The organism is Acinetobacter sp. FL, assembly GCF_040744925.1.
GTDB classification, from domain to species: domain Bacteria; phylum Pseudomonadota; class Gammaproteobacteria; order Pseudomonadales; family Moraxellaceae; genus Acinetobacter; species Acinetobacter radioresistens.
Genome location: NZ_CP160437.1, coordinates 3,116,943 through 3,142,029 on the forward strand (window position 1 = coordinate 3,116,943; position 25,087 = coordinate 3,142,029).

The window sequence follows — 25,087 nt, forward strand, 5'->3', positions numbered from 1 at the left end:
CACTTTTTTATTCAGCCACTCTTAACTGATAAATCTGAACAGTACCAGACTTGAAGCCAAAATCGCCATGCCGGATACCAGTCCATATACGGTTTCATGGCCTTGGCTATAACGTTTGGCTGTAGGCAGCAGCTCGTCTAAGGCCAGATAAACCATCACACCACCAATAATTCCAAAGACAATGCCATAAATTGCATCACTCATGAAAGGCTGCAAAATAAAATAGCCAAGTGCTGCACCTACAGGTTCAGCAAGACCGGAAACAAAGCTTGCACCTAAAGCAAGTTTTTTATTCTGAGTGGCTATATAGACGGGTAAAGCAATGGCTACCCCTTCAGGAATATTATGAATAGCAATTGCAACTGCAAGTGGTGCTCCCAAGGTCGGACTTTCCAGTGTGGCAAAAAAAGTTGCCAGACCTTCGGGCAGATTATGGGCAGTAATAGCAAACAGGGTCAGCAGTCCCGTCCGCATCAGCTGCTGCTGATCCAGTCCATGCTCTGTACCTTTTTCTACACTTTCATGCGGGTTAGGAATGAAGTGATCAAGTAGTAATACCAGAATAATGCCCAGCAGCAATGAAAAAGTTCCCAAGGCATAACCGGTTTTAGGGTCAAAAGCACCAGAGAAAGAAGCAATAGATTTATTAAGAATTTCAGTAAGCGAAACGTAAACCATCGCACCGGCTGAAAAGGCCAGACCGAATGATAAAAACCGGAAGCTGGGCTGCCTAAAAAACAGGACCAGCGCTCCGCCAATCACTGTGGCCAGTCCGGCCAATAAAGTGACCAGAAAAGCTATCAGGACTTCTTGCTGCATGAAGTTATCCATGGTTTGTCCCTTAAAAGTAAAAAGTCATTATCTACAAGAGATAATGACTTTTTTTATAGTCTTTCAGTATTGAAGCAATGTATTTTTATTTAGAGTCTATGTTGGTCATTAATATCGATCTCTTCAGGATGTCGCATCAAGTGAAGAATAGATAAAATTAGACCACCCCATAGAAAGACAATGGAAATGACCAGCATAATAATTGCAGATGTATTCATATCACCTCCTAACGCTGACTGAGCTTAGTAAACAGCAATGCGCCTAGCGCACAGAAAATAATACTGCCCCAGCCAAACCAGACCTGAAGGCTTAAGGAGTAATCACCATAGCCTTTTTGCAGTAAGGCATTTAAAGTCAGTGCCAAAGTTGACAGCAGTACCACTGGAGTAACTACAGTTAGTGTAAGTTCCCAAGTTCGGCCCAGTTTAACTGTAGAAATCGAGTTGATGTGAATTTCTAGCTCAGTCATCAGTACACGTTTGAACCAGGAAACGATAATAATTGAAACTAAAGCACCCGACACAATTCCAAGGTTATTAATAAAGTGGTCAATAATATCGACCAGCTTGATGGCATTGACACTTGAGAACAGGAAAATAGATACCGCACCTGTACTGAAACCAACCACACTTACAGCTTTCTTGCGGCTCCAGTTTAACTTGTCCTGCATGGCAGCAATTGGCACCTCCAGAATACTGACCATTGAAGTTACACCAGCTACAAACAGTGAACCAAAGAACAGAATACCAAACAGATCAGCCCCAGCTCCCAGACTTGAAATCAGTTTAGGAAATGCAATAAAGGCCAGTCCGATCCCGCCACTTACTACTTCCTGTACGCTAGTACCGGCCGAGTGAGCCATAAAGCCCAGTGCAGCAAATACCCCAATACCAGCTAGAAGCTCAAATGACGAATTGGCAAAACCGACAATAAGACCCGAACCCGTTAAATTGGTTTTTGGCTTTAGATAGGAGGCGTAGGTCACCATAATACCGAAGCCAACAGACAAAGAAAAAAAGATATGACCATAAGCTGCCAGCCAGACCTTATAATCCATCATGGCTTTCCAGTTCGGGGTGAAGAAGGCGTTCAAACCATCAGCTGCACCTGGTAAGCGTAACGCCTGAATCACCAGAATAGTGAATAGCACTACCAGTAAAGGCATAAAGATACGGTTAGAAAGCTCAACTCCTTTTTTTACGCCTCCATAGAGAATAGCCAAAACCAGCGCCCAGACACCCACCAGAGGCCAAAAAAGATGGCTAACAAAAGACATATCAAAATTGCTGGCTTCTGAAGTTCTCAGGAAGGTTTTGAAGAAGAAAGCCTCCGGGTCATTCCCCCATATTTGTCCCATGGAGAAAAATATATAACTACCCGCCCAGGTGAGCACTCCCGCATAGTACAAAGCAATAATGATACATACACACACCTGCCACCAGCCCAGTGATTCAGCAGGTTTAAACAGTTTTTTATAAGCCTTAGGCGGTGCACCATTGCTTCGGTGCCCGACGGCATAGTCCAGAAATAGCAGGGGTAATCCTGCTGTTAATAGAGCAATAAGATAGGGAATTAAAAATGCACCACCGCCATTTTCATAGGCAACATAGGGAAAGCGCCAAATATTTCCCAACCCCACGGCTGAACCGATGGCCGCAATAATAAAACCTGATCGCGCGGACCAATTTTCACGATTATCTGTCATAAAACACCTAAATCTTAGGTTTCTTTTAATGCTGCTTTTTTTTGGGATAATAACGCAAGCAAAAAAAGTATCCTGAATAAATCTTCCTTGTTTGAACTTAGGTCAGCCTTTTGAGCTGTATGTCTAATTCACAAACCTGCAAAGTCAGAAAGGCCTGCTTAAAGCCGAATCTGGAGTTTTGCTTTTTTATGAAGAAACAATACCTGTTTTTGTTTTACTTTGCTGTAATTTCTACAGTCACCTTTTTAAATCTTTCGTCTATTTATCCTTCACTTGTTTTAATTTCAATTATTTAGAAAAATAATTTATAAAGTACAGTCTTATATAGTCCTAAAAATTATAAAAATCTTATTAAAAATTTTCTGTTTTATCCAATATAACCCAATATTTTTCTCTTGCTGACTCTACATTTAAATATAAGTCATCAAATAAAGTTTGCTATATGATGCGCTCTATTACCCGTAGAAATAGTAAAAAAACACCTTTTTACTGCTCCGGTTTTTTAATTTGCTTTTTCATCATTATAAAAGAGACCTTATGAAGTTTTTTCAATATTCAGGTATTGCATTAATGGTCAGCCTAGCCCAGCTTAGCCATGCAGATATCATTGGTGCAAAAGCCGGTATAGATTACTGGTTCTATGATGGCCAGCTCAACCGCAACCAGCAGAACCTTAATGATCAGGACCTTGACCAAAAAGGTAGCCCTCAGCTGTCGCTTTCTATTGAACATCCTGTACCGTTGATACCGAATGCCAAACTTAAATATGTTAATTTAAACAGTCAGACAGAAAATGAGCTTGCCGGTGTACCATTACATGAAGTAGATCTAGATCAGACTGATGCTATTTTATATTACGAGATACTCGACAATATTATCAGTGCTGATGTCGGTGTGGGAGCACGTTTTCTTGATGGTAAAATTTCTTCTGTAGGGCTAAATACCCTCGACATTGATGAGACCTACCCGGTACTTTATGGTCTGGTGCAGGCCAAACTTCCCTTTACTGGTCTAAGTGCTCAGGCAGAAGGTATTTATACTAACGTCAATGATGCCAAAATAACTGATCTACAAGCTGAAATAAAATATAACGTAATTGACAGTCTGCTCGTTGATTTAGGTGCAAAAGTTGGCTACCGTAGTTTGAGTATCGACCTGGATGACTATGAAGATAATGATCTGAAATTCGAGTTCAAAGGTCCATATCTAGGATTAGAAGCACATTTTTAACAAGAACATCCAGACGGCCAGCCAATAAAACTTCATTACTGGTCGTCATCACCTATGCATACTGAGTAAGCAATGAAAATCTTCTATTGCCAACAATGCCAGAACCAAGTTTTCTTTAATAATATCTACTGCGAAAAGTGCCAAGCCGCTCTAGGCTATATTGTCGAAAAGAAAATAATGGGTACTTTCAAGCCAGTTAATGACCAGCTTTGGCAACATGCGGATCCCAAGGATTCCAAGCCAGACTATAAACCCTGTTATAACTACGTTCACCACCAGGTCTGCAACTGGATGATTCCGGTAGATGACCCGAATATGTATTGTCCTTCGTGTCAGTTAACCCATAAGATTCCGGATCTATCCATTCCTGAAAATAAACAGTATTGGGGAGCATTAGAACAGGCCAAACGCAGATTTTTATATCTAACCCAGCAGATGAATATCTTGCCGCGTCCGAAAACAGATGATCATGACCGTTATGGCCTGCGTTTCAATTTCCTGATGCCCCTTCCGCATGAGTCTGTGATGACTGGCCATGCTGATGGTGTGATTACCTTAAATGCTTCAGAAGCGGATGTAGTGCATCGTGAACGGACACGGCTTAACATGGGTGAAAATTATCGCACCCTGCTCGGCCATTTCCGTCACGAAAGCGGCCATTATTATTTTGATCTGCTGACCCATACTTATCCAGAATGGCTGGAAGAATTTCGCCAGCTGTTCGGTGATGAAAGACAGGACTACGCCAAGGCCTTAGAGCATCATTATGAACAGGGTGCACCAGAGAACTGGAGTGAGAGCTATATTAGCCAATATGCCTCTGCACATCCTTGGGAAGATTGGGCGGAAACCTGGGCGCATTACCTACATATGATGGATACGCTCGATACCGCATATCATGCTGGTCTAAGGTTAGAGCCTAACCGTCCATCTGACCCTGCCATGAAGTTTAAAGAATCTCCTATTGGCTCACAGGACTTTGAACAGACCCTGATTAACTGGTTTGCTTTGAGCTATAGCTTAAATGCACTTAATCGCAGTATGGGGCTTGAAGACGCTTATCCGTTTACCTTATCCGATACAGTACTGGATAAACTCCGTTTCATACATAATGGATTACTCAAAGTAGCATTACAGCCAGAAGTACGGGAAGCCTGAATCACTGAAATTGGACAATGATTATTACTTGAATTAGACAATTTCATGCTGAATAAAACACAGTATTTAAAAAGCCCTGCTTTTAGTAGGGCTTTTTATATGAGTCATAAAAATGAATGTAAATAAATTTGAAACTGTATCTGTTTTATACAAAGCTGCTTAAGAACTGCTATAGGGGGTTCTATAAAACTCGACTAATCTAAAGAAATATAAAACCAGTAAGGAGTTCAGGAACATGGCAAAAAAAGCATTAATTATTACTTCAAATGCCGGTGTAGAACATGACGAGCTGATTAAACCGCTTGAATTTTTGAAGAGTAAAGGCATTGAAGCAATTCATGCTGCCGAAAAAAATGAAGAAGTACAGACCATGAAAGGTGATAAAGAACCTGGACCAACCTACACACCTGACAGTACTTTTGAAAAGGTCGATCCGGTCGATTATGACATCCTGATTGTACCAGGCGGTACGGTAAATGCTGATACCCTGCGCATTAATGAACAGGTGCAACAACTCATTCAGCATTTTACAGATAACGGTAAACCCATAGCCATGATCTGTCATGCACCTTGGACATTAATTAATGCCGGGCGAATTGAAGGTAAAACCGTTACTGGCTATCAAAGCCTGGAACTGGACCTGAAAAATGCAGGTGGATTATGGAAAGATGAAGCGGTGGCCTATTGCAAGGCCCATGGGTGGATTTTAATTACTTCACGTAATCCAGGAGATCTGCCTGAATTTAATGAAGCAATCTTAAAAGAACTAGAAGCCGCTTAAACCGGACTATCAGCCATTGCCAGCATTGCTATAGTTAATTCCCTTTGTTTTCTACATCCCAGGCATAAAAAAAGCCCCCTCGATGAGGGGGCTTTTTTGGAATAATGAGCTGGCGATGACTTACTCTCACATGGGTAACCCCACACTACCATCAGCGCTAAGAGGTTTCACTTCTGAGTTCGGGAAGGGATCAGGTGGTTCACTCTTGCTATGGTCGCCAGCACAACTGTTGATGGACTTGTTCGGGTCTGATTTAACTGCGGTGCAGTATATGCCGTACTTTAGTCCAAATGAGTTATTAACAGAGGGCAGATCTGGGTCTGAATTGTATGTTCCAGCATCAGGCTGAATCAAGGGATATTGCATATTTATGAATCGATTGATGCTTTGTATACAACTGTTTGGGTGTTGTATAGTCAAGCCTCACGAGCAATTAGTATTGGTCAGCTTCACATATCACTATGCTTCCACATCCAACCTATCAACGTCCTGGTCTTGAACGGCTCTTTAGGTGACATAAAGTCACGGGGAAATCTTATCTTGAGGTAGGCTTCCCGCTTAGATGCTTTCAGCGGTTATCCCTTCCGAACATAGCTACCCGGCGATGCGACTGGCGTCACAACCGGTACACCAGAGGTTCGTCCACTCTGGTCCTCTCGTACTAGGAGCAGATCCTCTCAAATTTCCAGCGCCCACGGTAGATAGGGACCGAACTGTCTCACGACGTTCTAAACCCAGCTCGCGTACCTCTTTAAATGGCGAACAGCCATACCCTTGGGACCTGCTTCAGCCCCAGGATGAGATGAGCCGACATCGAGGTGCCAAACACCGCCGTCGATATGAACTCTTGGGCGGTATCAGCCTGTTATCCCCAGAGTACCTTTTATCCGTTGAGCGATGGCCCTTCCATACAGAACCACCGGATCACTAAGACCTACTTTCGTACCTGCTCGACTTGTGGGTCTCGCAGTTAAGCGCGCTTTTGCCTTTATACTCTACGCGTGATTTCCGACCACGCTGAGCGCACCTTCGTACTCCTCCGTTACTCTTTAGGAGGAGACCGCCCCAGTCAAACTACCCACCAGACACGGTCCTCGACCCAGATTATGGGTCAGAGTTAGAACCTCAACATTACCAGGGTGGTATTTCAAGGATGGCTCCATAGGAACTGGCGTCCCTACTTCAAAGCCTCCCACCTATCCTACACAAGTAAGGTCAAAGTTCAGTGTCAAGCTGCAGTAAAGGTTCACGGGGTCTTTCCGTCTAGCCGCGGGTACACTGCATCTTCACAGCGATTTCGATTTCACTGAGCCTCTGCTGGAGACAGCGCCGCCATCATTATGCCATTCGTGCAGGTCGGAACTTACCCGACAAGGAATTTCGCTACCTTAGGACCGTTATAGTTACGGCCGCCGTTTACTGGGGCTTCGATCAAGAGCTTCGCTTACGCTAACCCCATCAATTAACCTTCCAGCACCGGGCAGGCATCACACCCTATACGTCCACTTTCGTGTTTGCAGAGTGCTATGTTTTTAATAAACAGTTGCAGCGGCCTGGTTTCTGCGGCTGCCGACAGCTCAAGGAGCAAGTCCTATCACCATCAGCAGCGTACCTTCTCCCGAAGTTACGGTACCATTTTGCCTAGTTCCTTCAGCAGAGTTCTCTCAAGCGCCTTGGTCTACTCGACCTGACCACCTGTGTCGGTTTCGGGTACGATTCCTGTGTAACTGAAGCTTAGAGACTTTTCTTGGAAGTATGGTATCGGCCACTTCGCCAGTAAACTGGCTTGCTATCGACTCTCAGCATAGAGCACCCCGGATTTGCCTAAGATGCATGCCTACTGTCTTCCACCTGGACAACCAACGCCAGGCTGACCTAACCTTCTCCGTCCTCTCATCGCATTACACAGAAGTATTGGAATATTAACCAATTTCCCATCGACTACGCCTTTCGGCCTCGCCTTAGGGGTCGACTCACCCAGCCCCGATTAACGTTGGACTGGAACCCTTGGTCTTTCGGCGAACGGGTTTTTCACCCGTTTTGTCGTTACTCACGTCAGCATTCGCACTTCTGATACCTCCAGCAGACTTCTCAATCCACCTTCATCGGCTTACAGAACGCTCCCCTACCACGCACATAAATGTGCATCCGCAGCTTCGGCACATAGTTTTAGCCCCGTTACATCTTCCGCGCAGGCCGACTCGACTAGTGAGCTATTACGCTTTCTTTAAAGGGTGGCTGCTTCTAAGCCAACCTCCTAGCTGTCTATGCCTTCCCACATCGTTTCCCACTTAACTATGATTTTGGGGCCTTAGCTGGCGGTCTGGATTGTTTTCCTCTTGACTACGGACGTTAGCACCCGCAGTCTGTCTCCCGGATAGTACTCATTGGTATTCGGAGTTTGCATCGGTTTGGTAAGTCGGGATGACCCCCTAGCCGAAACAGTGCTCTACCCCCAATGGTATTCGTCCGAGGCGCTACCTAAATAGCTTTCGGGGAGAACCAGCTATCACCGAGTTTGATTAGCCTTTCACCCCTATCCACAAGTCATCCCCCGGCTTTTCAACGACGGTGGGTTCGGTCCTCCAGTTAGTGTTACCCAACCTTCAACCTGCTCATGGATAGATCACCCGGTTTCGGGTCTATACCCAGCGACTAGACGCCCTATTAAGACTCGATTTCTCTACGGCTCCCCTATTCGGTTAACCTCGCCACTGAATATAAGTCGCTGACCCATTATACAAAAGGTACGCAGTCACACCACGAAGGTGCTCCCACTGCTTGTATGCATGCGGTTTCAGGATCTATTTCACTCCCCTCACAGGGGTTCTTTTCGCCTTTCCCTCACGGTACTGGTTCACTATCGGTCAGTCAGGAGTATTTAGCCTTGGAGGATGGTCCCCCCATATTCAGACAAGGTTTCACGTGCCTCGCCCTACTCGTCATCATTATGTGTGCCCTTTCGTGTACGGGACTATCACCCTCTACGGTTGCACTTCCCAGAGCATTCCTCTAAAACACACATAACTTAATGGGCTGATCCCCGTTCGCTCGCCGCTACTGAGGGAATCTCAATTGATTTCTTTTCCTGAGGGTACTGAGATGTTTCACTTCCCCTCGTTCGCCTTGCATGACTATGTATTCATCATGCAATACCTACCTTATGGTAAGTGGGTTTCCCCATTCAGACATCTCCGGATCACAGGATATTTGCCGCCTCCCCGAAGCTTTTCGCAGGCTATCACGTCTTTCATCGCCTCTGACTGCCAAGGCATCCACCACATGCACTTAATTACTTGACTATACAACCCCAAACAGTCGACGTTACCTACAAGGAGCAACTTCAACATTACAGTTTAGAGCACTGTGCATTTAAGCACTGTACAGCTTCAATCTAAATTCATATACCAAAACGCTTGATTCAGTTAATTTGCTAGTTCTCAGTTCAATCTACGTTAGTCAACAGGTTGCCCTGTAACGTCTATTGAATGAGTTGAACAATTTATTTCAGACTCAAATTTGCCAATCTGTTAATGATTCACTGCATCCTCGTCGGATTGCAGTCAACTGTGATAAATCACAGAAGTTAATAAGATGTGCTTTACGCTAAGTTCTCATTAAATTCTGTAATCTCTAGCTTCGAATCAAATCATGTTTGATTCGTGGTGGAGACTAGGAGAGTCGAACTCCTGACCTCCTGCGTGCAAAGCAGGCGCTCTACCAACTAAGCTAAGTCCCCAGCTTATCAATAAGTCAACATATCTGTTTTTCTGCATTACTGCTTTCGTCAGTAGTGGTGGGTCTGACAAGACTTGAACTTGTGACCCCACGCTTATCAAGCGTGTGCTCTAACCAACTGAGCTACAGACCCTCAGATACATCGTCATGAAGAACAACTTGTTGTGGATTCTTACCAATCGTCAATCTTTCGTTAAGGAGGTGATCCAGCCGCAGGTTCCCCTACGGCTACCTTGTTACGACTTCACCCCAGTCATCGGCCACACCGTGGTAAGCGTCCTCCTTGCGGTTAGACTACCTACTTCTGGTGCAACAAACTCCCATGGTGTGACGGGCGGTGTGTACAAGGCCCGGGAACGTATTCACCGCGGCATTCTGATCCGCGATTACTAGCGATTCCGACTTCATGGAGTCGAGTTGCAGACTCCAATCCGGACTACGATCGGCTTTTTGAGATTAGCATCACATCGCTGTGTAGCAACCCTTTGTACCGACCATTGTAGCACGTGTGTAGCCCTGGCCGTAAGGGCCATGATGACTTGACGTCGTCCCCGCCTTCCTCCAGTTTGTCACTGGCAGTATCCTTAAAGTTCCCACCCGAAGTGCTGGCAAATAAGGAAAAGGGTTGCGCTCGTTGCGGGACTTAACCCAACATCTCACGACACGAGCTGACGACAGCCATGCAGCACCTGTATCAGAGTTCCCGAAGGCACCAATCCATCTCTGGAAAGTTCTCTGTATGTCAAGGCCAGGTAAGGTTCTTCGCGTTGCATCGAATTAAACCACATGCTCCACCGCTTGTGCGGGCCCCCGTCAATTCATTTGAGTTTTAGTCTTGCGACCGTACTCCCCAGGCGGTCTACTTATCGCGTTAGCTGCGCCACTAAAGCCTCAAGGGCCCCAACGGCTAGTAGACATCGTTTACGGCATGGACTACCAGGGTATCTAATCCTGTTTGCTCCCCATGCTTTCGTACCTCAGCGTCAGTATTAGGCCAGATGGCTGCCTTCGCCATCGGTATTCCTCCAGATCTCTACGCATTTCACCGCTACACCTGGAATTCTACCATCCTCTCCCATACTCTAGCCAACCAGTATCGAATGCAATTCCCAAGTTAAGCTCGGGGATTTCACATTTGACTTAATTGGCCGCCTACGCACGCTTTACGCCCAGTAAATCCGATTAACGCTCGCACCCTCTGTATTACCGCGGCTGCTGGCACAGAGTTAGCCGGTGCTTATTCTGCGAGTAACGTCCACTATCCTAAAGTATTAATCCAGGTAGCCTCCTCCTCGCTTAAAGTGCTTTACAACCAAAAGGCCTTCTTCACACACGCGGCATGGCTGGATCAGGGTTCCCCCCATTGTCCAATATTCCCCACTGCTGCCTCCCGTAGGAGTCTGGGCCGTGTCTCAGTCCCAGTGTGGCGGATCATCCTCTCAGACCCGCTACAGATCGTCGCCTTGGTAGGCCTTTACCCTACCAACTAGCTAATCCGACTTAGGCTCATCTATTAGCGCAAGGCCCGAAGGTCCCCTGCTTTCTCCCGTAGGACGTATGCGGTATTAGCGCTCCTTTCGGAACGTTGTCCCCCACTAATAGGCAGATTCCTAAGCATTACTCACCCGTCCGCCGCTGAATCCGGTAGCAAGCTACCTTCATCCGCTCGACTTGCATGTGTTAAGCCTGCCGCCAGCGTTCAATCTGAGCCATGATCAAACTCTTCAGTTAAAATCATTTGTACCTTATTTATAGACAAGGTACCAATTCTGGCTCATTAATCTTCTGACTAAAAATTTACTCAAATAAACTTCGAGAAATTTCTACCATTCAATCAATGAAAATTATTTCGATCGATCAACCAGTAAAAATCCACACAAGTTGTTCTTCATATTCTCTTAATGATCTTTCTAATACCTCGTCAGTACTAGAAGCTGGACTTCGATAAACTCAACAACTTAGCGCCTTGCGCTTGTTTATTTCCGTCTATCTCGTCGGTATGGGGTGCATTCTAGAGGATTTCGGAATCATTGCAACCCCCCATTTAATATATTTTTCACGTATGTACTATTTTTCAGCAAAAATAGGGAAAAAGGCTTTTTATTTCTCATTTTTTAACCATTTTCTTGTATTTTTTCTTACTTTTTTAATTTTTTTAAATCATTATTTCTTATTTTAACTTCGGCTAGACAAGTCAATTTTTATTCTTCACTCATCTATTTCATATGACCTAAATTATTATTTAAACCCTGCTGTATGTTTTATCGCCTCTATTTAAATTAATTTTTAAGAAAGGCTATATAGCTTTCATCGACCTTTAGGCTGGTCATTGCTGGATACTGGCCCGGACCTTTTTATATTCTTTTTCAAAAAATAGTTGAGCGCATTTTTTATATGATAATGAAGAATCACTCACTGCTTGTATTCAGGCAGATTAATATCCCGCTTAGATATAATTAACCCTAGCCTCTTAATGATATTAAAAAATTTTATTTTTAAATTTTCTGTTCTCTACGTATCAAGGAAGAGTAGCTTTATTCACTCTTCCTTAATACTCTAGAATCAGTTTAACTGACCAGCAATAAGTGGCCATAAATTTTGGTGTGAAGGCCTGAACATTAACATATGCCCAATTGATCGATGGCCATAATGTTTTGGTTGTATAATTAATTTCTTTGTAGGGGCTAGCGGATAAAGTTTCAACAAAGCATCAATATTCTGTTCTGTTGCAATTTCATCATCAGCTGCTGCAATAGCAGTAATCGGGCAGCAAACCTGCTCATGATAATGTTTATTGATCGTTTTATCTACCGCATTCATAACATAGCCAGGACGGCTACAGAATTGTGCCCATTGCCGCGCAACGCCTTTCGGTAAGTTTTCGCCCATTCCAATTACTTTAGCGGCTCCATATCCTTTAAAAGCTGAACTTAGGGGAAATAGCAGATTAAACATAAGGGGTGCCAGAAGTTTGGTACGACCTTTTAATCCTTTGATATACCCTGTCGAGCCTGCAATAGAAATAAGCTGTTTAACCTGCTGATGATTTTCAACCAGACCCACTAACTGACCACCCGCACTATGCCCGATAATGTTTACCTGAGAGGCACCCGTCTTTTTTAGCGCCGTATCAATGACCGCTGGCAGGTCCAGTAAACCCCAATCTTGAATAGATGCTTTAGAATCTTTTAGTGCGCCATTAAGTGAAGCACCAATTCCCCTAAAGTCAAAAGTCAGAACATCATAGCCCTGCTGAGTTAACCATACGGCAAAAGGTTGATAGAATTGCTGAACAATACCAGTAGCTGGAGAAATGATTACAGGTTCACTCTTTTTTATAGGGGCAGTACTAGGGTAAAAAATTCCTTTCAGGATATAGCCATCTCGACATTTCACTTCAATATAGTTATTCATAAATCTTTTTCCTTCATTTTATCTAAATTTTTTGTCAAAAAATCTAGCCATTTTTCAATAGTACAAATTTCTTCAATGCTAAATCCCTGCTGCATATACTGATTTAAATAAGTGGCTTTTTGCTTGAGCTCTGGAAGAAGTGATCTGGATAAATCGGTCAAAAATAGACAGGTAGTTCTAGCATCGGTTGGAGAACTTTTTTTAATCACCAGCTTTTGTATTGTCATTCGTTGAATGAGCCCGGTAATTGCAGAGGGAACCAACTGCATCCGTGAAGCCAGTTCCGTAAGCGTTATGCCATCCTGCTGATCAAGATAAAACAGTACCAGCATTTGTGAAGGACTTTGTAATTCTTCTGGAAGACACTGCCTGATCAGGCTTTGTACTTTATGGTCTGCCTGACTCAGCAGATAGATCAATTTAGGTCGAGACACAAAATACTTCATATGTGAAATAATTAATTATTCTGCTTGATTAAAGCAAAAGTGTAAATTTTTCAAATTTACTGAACAGTCAAGAAATATAATATTGTCAGTTTAAACTTACATCTTCTTCTGCTTTTTGCAGCTAGATCAGTTAAGTTATTCAAAGTATTCTGAGATCAACAAGGAACAGACAAGTTCCAGAACATAAAACAACAATAATATGTTTTAGCACCAGGAACGTGAGGTATAACAGGAGTTTTACCTACAAGCGAAATATAAAGGAACCTCATCAGGATGATGAGGTTCCTTTTTTAATATAATTATTTAAATGATTTTAGAAACTCGACAATTTCAGAATGCATAGCCATTTCTGCCAGCTGTAGAGCAGTATATTGTCCTTTACTATGTAGATCAGCTCCTTTGTCTATAAGAAGTTTCACAATACCTAAATAACCATTTTCGACTGCAGCATGCAGTGCACTGTATCCTTCTTCATCAGCCTGATTTGGATCAATGCCAGCATCTAATAACTGTTTAACGTGTTCCATATCACCTAAAGACGCCCAATACACAAGTTCAGGAAGGTGAAGTTCAGATTCATCTTGGGATACAGGAGAGAATGAATTAAATTTCATATGAATAACGCCTACTTTGCCTTGAGTATGGCTAGTTTAAATTGAGAGACAGCTTTTAAATAAGATCCAACCTTAGTTATTTATTTTCTATTTATTTACAGAAAATTAATTTTCTCATTCTAGAAGTATTTTAAATATTTATAAATATTATCTAAAAATAAAGTATAGATTTTTAGCTTATAACTGATTATTTATAAAATAAGCTACTTCATGCTTTTAAAAGAAATTTAAATATTAAAATATTTATAGGCTAGAGCAAGCCTGTTGAATATTCACTAAATTTTATATTGTTTAATCCTTATATAGGACTACTTAACATTAGATGAATTATTGACTATTACTTAAAAGAGTTCAAAAAATATCATTCTAAATATTTTTTCCACTCCCCCACGCATAAAAAAAGCCCCCTCATATGAGGGGGCTTTTTAGAATAATGAGCTGGCGATGACTTACTCTCACATGGGTAACCCCACACTACCATCAGCGCTAAGAGGTTTCACTTCTGAGTTCGGGAAGGGATCAGGTGGTTCACTCTTGCTATGGTCGCCAGCACAACTGTTGATGGACTTGTTCGGGTCTGATTTAACTGCGGTGCAGTATATGCCGTACTTTAGTCCAAATGAGTTATTAACAGAGGGCAGATCTGGGTCTGAATTGTATGTTCCAGCATCAGGCTGAATCAAGGGATATTGCATATTTATGAATCGATTGATGCTTTGTATACAACTGTTTGGGTGTTGTATAGTCAAGCCTCACGAGCAATTAGTATTGGTCAGCTTCACATATCACTATGCTTCCACATCCAACCTATCAACGTCCTGGTCTTGAACGGCTCTTTAGGTGACATAAAGTCACGGGGAAATCTTATCTTGAGGTAGGCTTCCCGCTTAGATGCTTTCAGCGGTTATCCCTTCCGAACATAGCTACCCGGCGATGCGACTGGCGTCACAACCGGTACACCAGAGGTTCGTCCACTCTGGTCCTCTCGTACTAGGAGCAGATCCTCTCAAATTTCCAGCGCCCACGGTAGATAGGGACCGAACTGTCTCACGACGTTCTAAACCCAGCTCGCGTACCTCTTTAAATGGCGAACAGCCATACCCTTGGGACCTGCTTCAGCCCCAGGATGAGATGAGCCGACATCGAGGTGCCAAACACCGCCGTCGATATGAACTCTTGGGCGGTATCAGCCTGTTATCCCCAGAGTACCTTTTATCCGTTGAGCGATGGCCCTTCCATACAGAACCACCGGATCACTAAGACCTACTTTCGTACCTGCTCGACTTGTGGGTCTCGCAGTTAAGCGCGCTTTTGCCTTTATACTCTACGCGTGATTTCCGACCACGCTGAGCGCACCTTCGTACTCCTCCGTTACTCTTTAGGAGGAGACCGCCCCAGTCAAACTACCCACCAGACACGGTCCTCGACCCAGATTATGGGTCAGAGTTAGAACCTCAACATTACCAGGGTGGTATTTCAAGGATGGCTCCATAGGAACTGGCGTCCCTACTTCAAAGCCTCCCACCTATCCTACACAAGTAAGGTCAAAGTTCAGTGTCAAGCTGCAGTAAAGGTTCACGGGGTCTTTCCGTCTAGCCGCGGGTACACTGCATCTTCACAGCGATTTCGATTTCACTGAGCCTCTGCTGGAGACAGCGCCGCCATCATTATGCCATTCGTGCAGGTCGGAACTTACCCGACAAGGAATTTCGCTACCTTAGGACCGTTATAGTTACGGCCGCCGTTTACTGGGGCTTCGATCAAGAGCTTCGCTTACGCTAACCCCATCAATTAACCTTCCAGCACCGGGCAGGCATCACACCCTATACGTCCACTTTCGTGTTTGCAGAGTGCTATGTTTTTAATAAACAGTTGCAGCGGCCTGGTTTCTGCGGCTGCCGACAGCTCAAGGAGCAAGTCCTATCACCATCAGCAGCGTACCTTCTCCCGAAGTTACGGTACCATTTTGCCTAGTTCCTTCAGCAGAGTTCTCTCAAGCGCCTTGGTCTACTCGACCTGACCACCTGTGTCGGTTTCGGGTACGATTCCTGTGTAACTGAAGCTTAGAGACTTTTCTTGGAAGTATGGTATCGGCCACTTCGCCAGTAAACTGGCTTGCTATCGACTCTCAGCATAGAGCACCCCGGATTTGCCTAAGATGCATGCCTACTGTCTTCCACCTGGACAACCAACGCCAGGCTGACCTAACCTTCTCCGTCCTCTCATCGCATTACACAGAAGTATTGGAATATTAACCAATTTCCCATCGACTACGCCTTTCGGCCTCGCCTTAGGGGTCGACTCACCCAGCCCCGATTAACGTTGGACTGGAACCCTTGGTCTTTCGGCGAACGGGTTTTTCACCCGTTTTGTCGTTACTCACGTCAGCATTCGCACTTCTGATACCTCCAGCAGACTTCTCAATCCACCTTCATCGGCTTACAGAACGCTCCCCTACCACGCACATAAATGTGCATCCGCAGCTTCGGCACATAGTTTTAGCCCCGTTACATCTTCCGCGCAGGCCGACTCGACTAGTGAGCTATTACGCTTTCTTTAAAGGGTGGCTGCTTCTAAGCCAACCTCCTAGCTGTCTATGCCTTCCCACATCGTTTCCCACTTAACTATGATTTTGGGGCCTTAGCTGGCGGTCTGGATTGTTTTCCTCTTGACTACGGACGTTAGCACCCGCAGTCTGTCTCCCGGATAGTACTCATTGGTATTCGGAGTTTGCATCGGTTTGGTAAGTCGGGATGACCCCCTAGCCGAAACAGTGCTCTACCCCCAATGGTATTCGTCCGAGGCGCTACCTAAATAGCTTTCGGGGAGAACCAGCTATCACCGAGTTTGATTAGCCTTTCACCCCTATCCACAAGTCATCCCCCGGCTTTTCAACGACGGTGGGTTCGGTCCTCCAGTTAGTGTTACCCAACCTTCAACCTGCTCATGGATAGATCACCCGGTTTCGGGTCTATACCCAGCGACTAGACGCCCTATTAAGACTCGATTTCTCTACGGCTCCCCTATTCGGTTAACCTCGCCACTGAATATAAGTCGCTGACCCATTATACAAAAGGTACGCAGTCACACCACGAAGGTGCTCCCACTGCTTGTATGCATGCGGTTTCAGGATCTATTTCACTCCCCTCACAGGGGTTCTTTTCGCCTTTCCCTCACGGTACTGGTTCACTATCGGTCAGTCAGGAGTATTTAGCCTTGGAGGATGGTCCCCCCATATTCAGACAAGGTTTCACGTGCCTCGCCCTACTCGTCATCATTATGTGTGCCCTTTCGTGTACGGGACTATCACCCTCTACGGTTGCACTTCCCAGAGCATTCCGCTAAAACACACATAACTTAATGGGCTGATCCCCGTTCGCTCGCCGCTACTGAGGGAATCTCAATTGATTTCTTTTCCTGAGGGTACTGAGATGTTTCACTTCCCCTCGTTCGCCTTGCATGACTATGTATTCATCATGCAATACCTACCTTATGGTAAGTGGGTTTCCCCATTCAGACATCTCCGGATCACAGGATATTTGCCGCCTCCCCGAAGCTTTTCGCAGGCTATCACGTCTTTCATCGCCTCTGACTGCCAAGGCATCCACCACATGCACTTAATTACTTGACTATACAACCCCAAACAGTCGACGTTACCTACAAGGAGCAACTTCAACATTACAGTTTAGAGTACTGTGCATTTAAGCACTGTACAGCTTCAATCTAAATTCATATACCAAAACGCTTGATTCAGTTAATTTGCTAGTTCTCAGTTCAATCTACGTTAGTTAACAGGTTACCCTGTAACGTCTATTGAATGAGTTGAACAATTTATTTCAGACTCAAATTTGCCAATCTGTTAATGATTCACTGCATCCTCGTCGGATTGCAGTCAACTGTGATAAATCACAGAAGTTAATAAACCAGGATTCTTGAACCTTCCATTTATTAAATTCTGTAATCTCTAGCTTCGAATCAAATCATGTTTGATTCGTGGTGGAGACTAGGAGAGTCGAACTCCTGACCTCCTGCGTGCAAAGCAGGCGCTCTACCAACTAAGCTAAGTCCCCAGCTTATCAATAAGTCAATATATCTGTTTTTCTGCATACTGCTTTCGTCAGTAGTGGTGGGTCTGACAAGACTTGAACTTGTGACCCCACGCTTATCAAGCGTGTGCTCTAACCAACTGAGCTACAGACCCTCAGATACATCGTCATGAAGAACAACTTGTTGTGGATTCTTACCAATCGTCAATCTTTCGTTAAGGAGGTGATCCAGCCGCAGGTTCCCCTACGGCTACCTTGTTACGACTTCACCCCAGTCATCGGCCACACCGTGGTAAGCGTCCTCCTTGCGGTTAGACTACCTACTTCTGGTGCAACAAACTCCCATGGTGTGACGGGCGGTGTGTACAAGGCCCGGGAACGTATTCACCGCGGCATTCTGATCCGCGATTACTAGCGATTCCGACTTCATGGAGTCGAGTTGCAGACTCCAATCCGGACTACGATCGGCTTTTTGAGATTAGCATCACATCGCTGTGTAGCAACCCTTTGTACCGACCATTGTAGCACGTGTGTAGCCCTGGCCGTAAGGGCCATGATGACTTGACGTCGTCCCCGCCTTCCTCCAGTTTGTCACTGGCAGTATCCTTAAAGTTCCCACCCGAAGTGCTGGCAAATAAGGAAAAGGGTTGCGCTCGTTGCGGGACTTAACCCAACATCTCACGACACGAGCTGACGACAGCCATGCAGCACCTGTATCAGAGTTCCCGAAGGCACCAATCCATCTCTGGAAAGTTCTCTGTATGTCAAGGCCAGGTAAGGTTCTTCGCGTTGCATCGAATTAAACCACATGCTCCACCGCTTGTGCGGGCCCCCGTCAATTCATTTGAGTTTTAGTCTTGCGACCGTACTCCCCAGGCGGTCTACTTATCGCGTTAGCTGCGCCACTAAAGCCTCAAGGGCCCCAACGGCTAGTAGACATCGTTTACGGCATGGACTACCAGGGTATCTAATCCTGTTTGCTCCCCATGCTTTCGTACCTCAGCGTCAGTATTAGGCCAGATGGCTGCCTTCGCCATCGGTATTCCTCCAGATCTCTACGCATTTCACCGCTACACCTGGAATTCTACCATCCTCTCCCATACTCTAGCCAACCAGTATCGAATGCAATTCCCAAGTTAAGCTCGGGGATTTCACATTTGACTTAATTGGCCGCCTACGCACGCTTTACGCCCAGTAAATCCGATTAACGCTCGCACCCTCTGTATTACCGCGGCTGCTGGCACAGAGTTAGCCGGTGCTTATTCTGCGAGTAACGTCCACTATCCTAAAGTATTAATCTAGGTAGCCTCCTCCTCGCTTAAAGTGCTTTACAACCAAAAGGCCTTCTTCACACACGCGGCATGGCTGGATCAGGGTTCCCCCCATTGTCCAATATTCCCCACTGCTGCCTCCCGTAGGAGTCTGGGCCGTGTCTCAGTCCCAGTGTGGCGGATCATCCTCTCAGACCCGCTACAGATCGTCGCCTTGGTAGGCCTTTACCCTACCAACTAGCTAATCCGACTTAGGCTCATCTATTAGCGCAAGGCCCAAAGGTCCCCTGCTTTCTCCCGTAGGACGTATGCGGTATTAGCGCTCCTTTCGGAACGTTGTCCCCCACTAATAGGCAGATTCCTAAGCATTACTCACCCGTCCGCCGCTGAATCCAGTAGCAAGCTACCTTCATCCGCTCGACTTGCATGTGTTAAGCCTGCCGCCAGCGTTCAATCTGAGCCATGATCAAACTCTTCAGTTAAAATCATTTGTACCTTATTTATAGACAAGGTACCAATTCTGGCTCATTAATCTTCTGACTAAAAATTTACTCAAATAAACTTCGAGAAATTTCTACCATTCAATCAATGAAAATTATTTCGATCGATCAACCAGTAAAAATCCACACAAGTTGTTCTTCATACTCTCTTAATGATCTTTCTGCTCTTCGTCAGAGACAGAATTAACGCAAATAAGAACCACTACCTTCACCCTTTAGTGAAGATCTTTGTCTTAATCGCGTCGGGATGAGCTCATTATAGGGCAAAAATGAGCTATGGCAAGCACTTTTAAGCTGCTGTTTTTACAAGTGTTCTAAAAATATACATTTTATTTAACTTTTTATTAGTATAGCTACCCTATAACTTATTAATTTTAAAATAGAAATATAAGTTAAATATTCCCACTTAAATGAGTATTTATTTATCAGTTTTGTTTACTTTTGTTTTTATCTCTAAAATTTTAACTGGTTGAACTGGAACATTTTGGTATGGGCCATTGTTACCTGTCGGTACAGCACCGATTTTATCGACTATTTCCATTCCTTGAGTAACCCGGCCAAATACTGCGTATCCGTCATTCATTATATTTCTATTTAAAAAGTCATTATTAGCAATATTTATAAAAAATTGACTGGTAGCTGAGTTTGGATCATTGGTACGTGCCATTGCTAAAGTACCCCGGGTATTTTTTAAACCATTACCTGCTTCATTACGTATAGGGGCATTTGTAGGTTTCTGTTTCATATGTGCATCAAACCCTCCACCCTGAATCATGAAGCCAGGAATGACCCGATGGAAAATGGTACCATTGTAGAAATTACTCTTTACATAGCTTTCAAAATTTTTAACTGACACAGGCGCTTTATCGTTAAATAATTCTATTTCGATATTACCCAAAGATGTTTTTATTTGCATGGCACTGTTGGCAGCCCATACCGAGATACTCAAAAAACCTGCGCTCATACCCACGATTATCTGTTTTAACATTTATTTACCCACACTATTTTCTAGAGCTTTTAGATTTAGCTATATTAAGCTTTCATAATTTATTAATCAGCAGAAAAGTAATTATTTTGAGTATGTGTTATGACAAGAATAAATCATACTGATCCGCATAACTTACAGTTACCGCCTTGGAACTTGCAAGGAGAAGGCTTTATTTTAAATTACTGGCTTACTCCGCAGTTTCTGAAAAAATTTCGCCATTTTGGTTTGTCCTACTCTTCTACAGGGCGCTTCGTCCAAGTCATATTGGTACGCTATCAGGATACTCCTATACAACCTTATGATGAATTATTGATTCTTGATCATCCTTTAATGACACAACGTATACTTTCTACTATTCCAAAAATTTATGTCTCAACTACAGAGTCTGTAATACACGGCCGTAAGTTATGGGGCATTCCTAAAGAACTGGCACGTTTTGAATGGCGACGACAGCAGAATCAACTCTTTTGCCATATTGCATCTTCTGAACATGAAATGTCTCTGCATATTGGTTTTTCACCTTACTTTAAAAGTGTACCAGTCAACTCTAAATATCTACCTAAACAGTTGATGCAGATTGATCAGTTTGATGGACAACGGCATTACCGTTTCCGTCCTGAATTTAAAGGTTCCTTAAATGTAATATATCAGGCACACTGGAAAAATACTGGCTGCCTGTTTCCGGACTTTTCCCAGGCAATTTTTCTAAAAGGTCTATACGTACCTGCGTTTGACTTAATATTTCCTAAAGCTCAGATCACTTGATATTTTTTGTTTCACGTGGAACCTAAAATACTTCATCTAAATGAGCTTTAGAAATATAAGAAACCTTGATAGCAGTTATGCTGCTTTATTCCAGAATTTACGGAAATCCTTGGCAATTTGAATTGTATATTTTTTGGCTTTTCCAGATACCAAAGTCAGATTAACAAAACCATGAGCCTGGTCTTCAAATTCCTGATAGCGGACCTTTACGCCCTGCTGACGCAGCTTATGGCTATAAATCTTTCCTTCATCGTGTAGAACATCATGCCCGGCAGTTAAAATAAAAGTTGGCGGCAGATGTTTTAACTCACCATAAGTAGGCGAAATCATCGGGTCATCCAATTCGATATGATGACGAATAGCATAAAACTCTGTAACGCGGTCCACGTCATCTTTGGTCAGTACTAATCCTTCATTATAGTTATAAAAAGAAGGGTGACGGCTCTTGAAGTCTACTACCGGGTAAATTAATAACTGCGCAGAAGGTTTATAAGCCTTATTCACTGTACGCTGTGCAACTACTGCACTGATATTGGCACCGGCACTGTCCCCTGCGACTGCAATACGGTTTTTATAAATCTTAAGCTGCTTACGGTTCTGATAGGCCCATGCGAGCGCATCCTCACAGCACTGAATTATCTGTTTTGGACCAACCTCAGGTGCAAGTGGATAATCTATACTGATCACCTGAGTATTGGCATATTTGGCAATCAGACGACAAACTTCATCATGTGTATTCAAGCTACCAATCACAAACCCTCCTCCATGATAAAACATGATTAAAGGTAATTTTTTCTGTGGATCAGGATGATAATGCCGGGCTGTAATCGTGCCACTTTGTAAAGGTAGCCGGATGTCCTCTACATGTTTGATAGGAGTTTTCTTTGCGGTTAGCTCTGCAATCTGTTTTTCAAAGCCTTCTCGATCTTTTAAGGGCTGATCTGTAATTAAACCAAACTTACCCTGCTTATGCTGTATGGCCATTAAACATTTGACCAGAGGGTCGAGCTGCGGATAGATATAGCTATAGCCCAATGCCTTGGCAATTGATTCTTTGGCAAGATCAGGCAATTTATCGAGTGCACGTGCTGCGGGACCTTGAGTTTTTTTTAATAATTGTTGTATTGCCAAGTTAGAAACTGCCATGCCATTTTCTCCTTATTTATTTCTTCATACTTTCTACATGATTAACTGTCATTTGACTATACTGGTATATAAAACAACTAGTGTGTATACAAATCCAACAAGCTGAATACGCTATTCTTATTTCTATAAACTGTCATTGACATTAAGCAATGGTTTTCAGGATGTTTTTTGCCACTGGACGGCAAGAGTAGAAAGGAACAGCAGCATGTTAAATAAATTATTAGGACTTTCGCTTGCAACAGCAGTATTAGCAAGTGGTTGTGCGGTTTATCCGGATGACTATCAATATGATGGCCGTTATGATCAGGACCGGCGTTATGATCGTGATCATCGGTATGACCGAGATCAACGCTATGACCAGCAGCGTTATGATCAGCGTGAATGGGAACGTAAGCGTATGGAGCAGCGTAAAAAGCTGTATGAACAGCGTAGAGAAAATAGTAAAGAATGGAAGAAAGATCACAAGGAATGGGAAAAGCGTCAGCGTGAACGCGAGCGTGAATATCGGAAATGGGATAGAGACTAAATCTCTTTTTCTTACCTCCTCTAGACTAAGCCTGGTTTTAACCGGGCTTTCTTTTATCTTTTACTCTAGCTATAACCTATGCATAGTTTGACATAGCAGTTATTCTTTAAAATAAACTCAAAATTATAGAGCAGACTAAAACTTTAACTGTCTTTTCTATTTATATCATGCCAGATATTTCTACCAAACAAGTCAGCCGTCAGCTTAACAACAATATCTCTATGGTTAACTTAAAATATTAAGTCAAACACTTGGATTACTTTCTCATCTATGATTCTAAATCAACAGTTCATCTTTCTTATTGAGTTTTTATATTTTTATTAATAACGACTGTTTAGACAAAAATAGATAACAGATCTCAGGTCTATTATCTATTTCCAATTGTTTCCTCAACAATTAAACAAGCAAGAGATGGCTCCTCTTCATTGTATCCTTTCCTGGAGGATTAGTTCTTACTGTGCTGTAGCATCAGTCATAGCTGCTGGCTGCTCAGCAGGAGCTGCCTGTACTGCTTCGATTTGTTGAGCTGCAGGATCAGCTTGAGCCGCAACTTCACCTTGTGCGCTAATATCTGTAGACGCTTGAGCACTTACTAATGAAGTGTCAGTCTCAGACTGTACAGCAGACTGGCTTTGTGCAGTTTCAGGATGAGTCATACCATCATTGGTCGCACAGCCTACAGCTGCAAAAGAAACACCTGCCAGCACCAGTGAAATTAAACCTAATTTTTTCATCATTTCCTTCCTTAAAAAAACATCAAATACACAAAGCCTAGACACTGCTTTGCGAAAGTCATAATGAACAAAAGCTTTTCATTGTCCTGCATACAATTGGTTGGTGTTTTGAATAAGACAGGTACAGCTTCTGAAATCTTTTATTAAACTGTTACAGAGTAAAATAAATAAGCACATCTTTAGGATTAGAAAATGAGAATTATTTAAATTATTCAGTTTATAAAGATTTTAGTTTACATAAAGGATGAAATTTTCATTTTTAATAATAATTCAGCTATACAACTCTTATACACCGTTATAAAAGCTTTACATTGTAATTGAAGAAGATGATTTAAGAATTATGCCCGTTTTAAGAAAAAATACCTCTATAGCGTCCTGTTATAGGGGGTTTAGCGATTTTATTTTCCGATAATTTTTAGAAAAATGATCTTTTATATATAGAAGGAATAAAAAACCTTATATTTATATGGGTTTCTGCTTGATTTTTTTCATCTAGCCCCGACTTCAACAGTATTAATGAATGAGCAATCATGGCAGTTCAGAAGTAACGCAGTTAGTACTGAGGCCAAATAAGGACTGTACATGTTTAAAAACCCATTTAAACGGAGATCAGCAATGGCGAATGAGCAAAATGAGCAGGCTCAAAATCCTCAAGAAGAGCAATTAGAAGCACATGACCAACAGACCCAGGCTGAAAGCGGTTCAGGGCATTTAGAAACAGATTCTGAAGATTTAAAAGCACAAGTTACCAAGCTTGAAGAAAGCCTGAAACTTGAAAAAGCTCGTGCGGCGAATGCCATTTATGAGAGTGAAAAAGTAAAAGAGCGTCTTGAGCGTGAAGCTGAGACTGCGAAAAAATTTGCTCTAGAGAAATTTGCGAAAAACCTGCTTGAGACAGTAGATAACCTTGAACGTGCGCTGCAAGCCACTGGTGAAGAACAAACTCCCTTATCGGAAGGTGTAGAACTCACATTAAAAGGGTTACTGACTACGCTTGAAAAAGCGGGCGTGGTAGTTGTGGATACGGCAAATGGTTTTAATGCCGATCTGCATCAGGCGGTGGGTATTGATCCAAATGCCAAGTCTGGTGAAATAGGTACAGTTTTGCAAAAAGGCTATACCCTATCCGGTCGTCTGTTACGGCCTGCAATGGTCATGGTAGGGCAATAAGCCTTCTAAATGCGGGAGTTTTTA

At 43.4% G+C, this 25,087-nt stretch carries 15 protein-coding genes, 4 tRNA genes and 6 rRNA genes; 6 read left to right on the forward strand and 19 right to left on the reverse strand.

Translation table 11 applies throughout. The features are described 5' to 3' along the window. Positions 1-21: 21 nt before the first annotated feature. From zupT to ABZP31_RS14615, 3 genes are all read right to left on the reverse strand, one after another. Positions 22-831 carry a zinc transporter ZupT gene (gene zupT, locus ABZP31_RS14605; RefSeq protein ID WP_248135497.1) on the reverse strand — a complete coding sequence of 270 codons (810 nt, stop codon included), beginning with the start codon at positions 829-831 and terminating at the stop codon, positions 22-24. Between the two features lie 89 nt (positions 832-920). Then, positions 921-1,049, reverse strand: a complete 129-nt coding sequence (locus ABZP31_RS14610) for a methionine/alanine import family NSS transporter small subunit (RefSeq protein WP_005017618.1) — start codon at positions 1,047-1,049, stop codon at positions 921-923. An 8-nt stretch (positions 1,050-1,057) separates the two neighbouring features. Continuing rightward, positions 1,058-2,536, reverse strand: coding sequence for a sodium-dependent transporter (locus ABZP31_RS14615; RefSeq protein WP_248135499.1), 1,479 nt, complete (start codon positions 2,534-2,536; stop codon positions 1,058-1,060). A 537-nt stretch (positions 2,537-3,073) separates the two neighbouring features. Here ABZP31_RS14615 and ABZP31_RS14620 point away from each other — a divergent pair. The 3 genes from ABZP31_RS14620 (at position 3,074) to ABZP31_RS14630 (ending at position 5,705) form a co-directional block, all read left to right on the forward strand. Beyond that, positions 3,074-3,766, forward strand: coding sequence for a TIGR04219 family outer membrane beta-barrel protein (locus tag ABZP31_RS14620; protein ID WP_005023885.1), 693 nt, complete (start codon positions 3,074-3,076; stop codon positions 3,764-3,766). 72 nt (positions 3,767-3,838) lie between these two features. Continuing rightward, the gene (locus ABZP31_RS14625) at positions 3,839-4,924 is read left to right on the forward strand and encodes a putative zinc-binding peptidase (RefSeq protein ID WP_111282697.1); all 1,086 of its coding nucleotides are present in this window, start codon (positions 3,839-3,841) and stop codon (positions 4,922-4,924) included. Between the two features lie 235 nt (positions 4,925-5,159). Further along, positions 5,160-5,705, forward strand: a complete 546-nt coding sequence (locus tag ABZP31_RS14630) for a type 1 glutamine amidotransferase domain-containing protein (RefSeq protein WP_248130420.1) — start codon at positions 5,160-5,162, stop codon at positions 5,703-5,705. 107 nt (positions 5,706-5,812) lie between these two features. Here the strand turns inward: ABZP31_RS14630 and rrf (ABZP31_RS14635) are convergent. The 14 genes from rrf (ABZP31_RS14635) to ABZP31_RS14700 form a co-directional block, all read right to left on the reverse strand. Then, positions 5,813-5,927: ribosomal RNA gene (rrf, locus tag ABZP31_RS14635) — 5S ribosomal RNA — on the reverse strand. A gap of 190 nt (positions 5,928-6,117) precedes the next feature. After that, positions 6,118-9,007, reverse strand: a 23S ribosomal RNA gene (locus tag ABZP31_RS14640). A 361-nt stretch (positions 9,008-9,368) separates the two neighbouring features. Next, a tRNA-Ala gene (locus tag ABZP31_RS14645) sits at positions 9,369-9,444 on the reverse strand. Between the two features lie 55 nt (positions 9,445-9,499). Beyond that, a tRNA-Ile gene (locus tag ABZP31_RS14650) sits at positions 9,500-9,576 on the reverse strand. A gap of 61 nt (positions 9,577-9,637) precedes the next feature. Continuing rightward, positions 9,638-11,174, reverse strand: a 16S ribosomal RNA gene (locus tag ABZP31_RS14655). Together the 16S, 23S and 5S rRNA genes with 2 tRNA genes alongside form the textbook arrangement of a ribosomal RNA operon. Positions 11,175-12,005: 831 nt before the next feature. Then, entirely contained in the window at positions 12,006-12,857 is an 852-nt protein-coding gene (locus ABZP31_RS14660) for an alpha/beta fold hydrolase (protein WP_075041420.1), read from the reverse strand. Then, positions 12,854-13,291 carry a MarR family transcriptional regulator gene (locus tag ABZP31_RS14665; RefSeq protein WP_005017607.1) on the reverse strand — a complete coding sequence of 146 codons (438 nt, stop codon included), beginning with the start codon at positions 13,289-13,291 and terminating at the stop codon, positions 12,854-12,856. The genes ABZP31_RS14660 and ABZP31_RS14665 overlap by 4 nt, the downstream gene beginning before the upstream one ends. 311 nt (positions 13,292-13,602) lie before the next feature. Beyond that, positions 13,603-13,917, reverse strand: a complete 315-nt coding sequence (locus ABZP31_RS14670; RefSeq protein WP_248130451.1) for an ankyrin repeat domain-containing protein — start codon at positions 13,915-13,917, stop codon at positions 13,603-13,605. 436 nt (positions 13,918-14,353) lie between these two features. Continuing rightward, positions 14,354-14,468, reverse strand: a 5S ribosomal RNA gene (gene rrf, locus ABZP31_RS14675). 190 nt (positions 14,469-14,658) lie between these two features. Beyond that, positions 14,659-17,548, reverse strand: a 23S ribosomal RNA gene (locus ABZP31_RS14680). A 363-nt stretch (positions 17,549-17,911) separates the two neighbouring features. After that, positions 17,912-17,987 (reverse strand) — tRNA-Ala (locus ABZP31_RS14685). A gap of 54 nt (positions 17,988-18,041) precedes the next feature. After that, a tRNA-Ile gene (locus tag ABZP31_RS14690) sits at positions 18,042-18,118 on the reverse strand. A 61-nt stretch (positions 18,119-18,179) separates the two neighbouring features. Continuing rightward, positions 18,180-19,716, reverse strand: a 16S ribosomal RNA gene (locus ABZP31_RS14695). 436 nt (positions 19,717-20,152) lie between these two features. Beyond that, positions 20,153-20,722, reverse strand: coding sequence for a peptidylprolyl isomerase A (locus ABZP31_RS14700; protein WP_005023877.1), 570 nt, complete (start codon positions 20,720-20,722; stop codon positions 20,153-20,155). A 99-nt stretch (positions 20,723-20,821) separates the two neighbouring features. Between ABZP31_RS14700 and ABZP31_RS14705 the strand changes: the two genes are divergently transcribed. Then, on the forward strand, positions 20,822-21,487 hold the full coding sequence (locus tag ABZP31_RS14705) for an acetoacetate decarboxylase family protein (RefSeq protein WP_005017601.1): 666 nt from the start codon (positions 20,822-20,824) through the stop codon (positions 21,485-21,487). Between the two features lie 75 nt (positions 21,488-21,562). On the opposite strand, the gene ABZP31_RS14710 is transcribed toward ABZP31_RS14705, so the two are convergent. Continuing rightward, on the reverse strand, positions 21,563-22,633 hold the full coding sequence (locus tag ABZP31_RS14710; protein WP_005017599.1) for an alpha/beta hydrolase: 1,071 nt from the start codon (positions 22,631-22,633) through the stop codon (positions 21,563-21,565). A 205-nt stretch (positions 22,634-22,838) separates the two neighbouring features. On the opposite strand from ABZP31_RS14710, the gene ABZP31_RS14715 reads away from it, so the two are divergent. Next, positions 22,839-23,159, forward strand: a complete 321-nt coding sequence (locus tag ABZP31_RS14715; RefSeq protein ID WP_005017598.1) for a hypothetical protein — start codon at positions 22,839-22,841, stop codon at positions 23,157-23,159. Between the two features lie 452 nt (positions 23,160-23,611). Here the strand turns inward: ABZP31_RS14715 and ABZP31_RS14720 are convergent, their stop codons facing one another. Continuing rightward, entirely contained in the window at positions 23,612-23,896 is a 285-nt protein-coding gene (locus tag ABZP31_RS14720) for a molybdenum ABC transporter substrate-binding protein (RefSeq protein WP_248130399.1), read from the reverse strand. Between the two features lie 612 nt (positions 23,897-24,508). Between ABZP31_RS14720 and grpE the strand changes: the two genes are divergently transcribed. Then, complete coding sequence (grpE, locus tag ABZP31_RS14725; protein WP_248130398.1) at positions 24,509-25,063, forward strand: nucleotide exchange factor GrpE; 555 nt, start codon at positions 24,509-24,511, stop codon at positions 25,061-25,063. The last annotated feature ends 24 nt before the right edge of the window (positions 25,064-25,087 follow it).

What these genes read in the sequence shown, in the direction of transcription:
- zupT (WP_248135497.1), bottom strand. Translation starts at nt 831, where the DNA reads ATGGATAACTTCATGCAGCAAGAAGTCCTGATAGCTTTTCTGGTCACT.
- ABZP31_RS14610 (WP_005017618.1), bottom strand. Translation starts at nt 1,049, where the DNA reads ATGAATACATCTGCAATTATTATGCTGGTCATTTCCATTGTCTTTCTA.
- ABZP31_RS14615 (WP_248135499.1), bottom strand. Translation starts at nt 2,536, where the DNA reads ATGACAGATAATCGTGAAAATTGGTCCGCGCGATCAGGTTTTATTATT.
- ABZP31_RS14620 (WP_005023885.1), top strand. Translation starts at nt 3,074, where the DNA reads ATGAAGTTTTTTCAATATTCAGGTATTGCATTAATGGTCAGCCTAGCC.
- ABZP31_RS14625 (WP_111282697.1), top strand. Translation starts at nt 3,839, where the DNA reads ATGAAAATCTTCTATTGCCAACAATGCCAGAACCAAGTTTTCTTTAAT.
- ABZP31_RS14630 (WP_248130420.1), top strand. Translation starts at nt 5,160, where the DNA reads ATGGCAAAAAAAGCATTAATTATTACTTCAAATGCCGGTGTAGAACAT.
- ABZP31_RS14660 (WP_075041420.1), bottom strand. Translation starts at nt 12,857, where the DNA reads ATGAATAACTATATTGAAGTGAAATGTCGAGATGGCTATATCCTGAAA.
- ABZP31_RS14670 (WP_248130451.1), bottom strand. Translation starts at nt 13,917, where the DNA reads ATGAAATTTAATTCATTCTCTCCTGTATCCCAAGATGAATCTGAACTT.
- ABZP31_RS14700 (WP_005023877.1), bottom strand. Translation starts at nt 20,722, where the DNA reads ATGTTAAAACAGATAATCGTGGGTATGAGCGCAGGTTTTTTGAGTATC.
- ABZP31_RS14705 (WP_005017601.1), top strand. Translation starts at nt 20,822, where the DNA reads ATGACAAGAATAAATCATACTGATCCGCATAACTTACAGTTACCGCCT.
- ABZP31_RS14710 (WP_005017599.1), bottom strand. Translation starts at nt 22,633, where the DNA reads ATGGCAGTTTCTAACTTGGCAATACAACAATTATTAAAAAAAACTCAA.
- ABZP31_RS14715 (WP_005017598.1), top strand. Translation starts at nt 22,839, where the DNA reads ATGTTAAATAAATTATTAGGACTTTCGCTTGCAACAGCAGTATTAGCA.
- ABZP31_RS14720 (WP_248130399.1), bottom strand. Translation starts at nt 23,896, where the DNA reads ATGATGAAAAAATTAGGTTTAATTTCACTGGTGCTGGCAGGTGTTTCT.
- grpE (WP_248130398.1), top strand. Translation starts at nt 24,509, where the DNA reads ATGGCGAATGAGCAAAATGAGCAGGCTCAAAATCCTCAAGAAGAGCAA.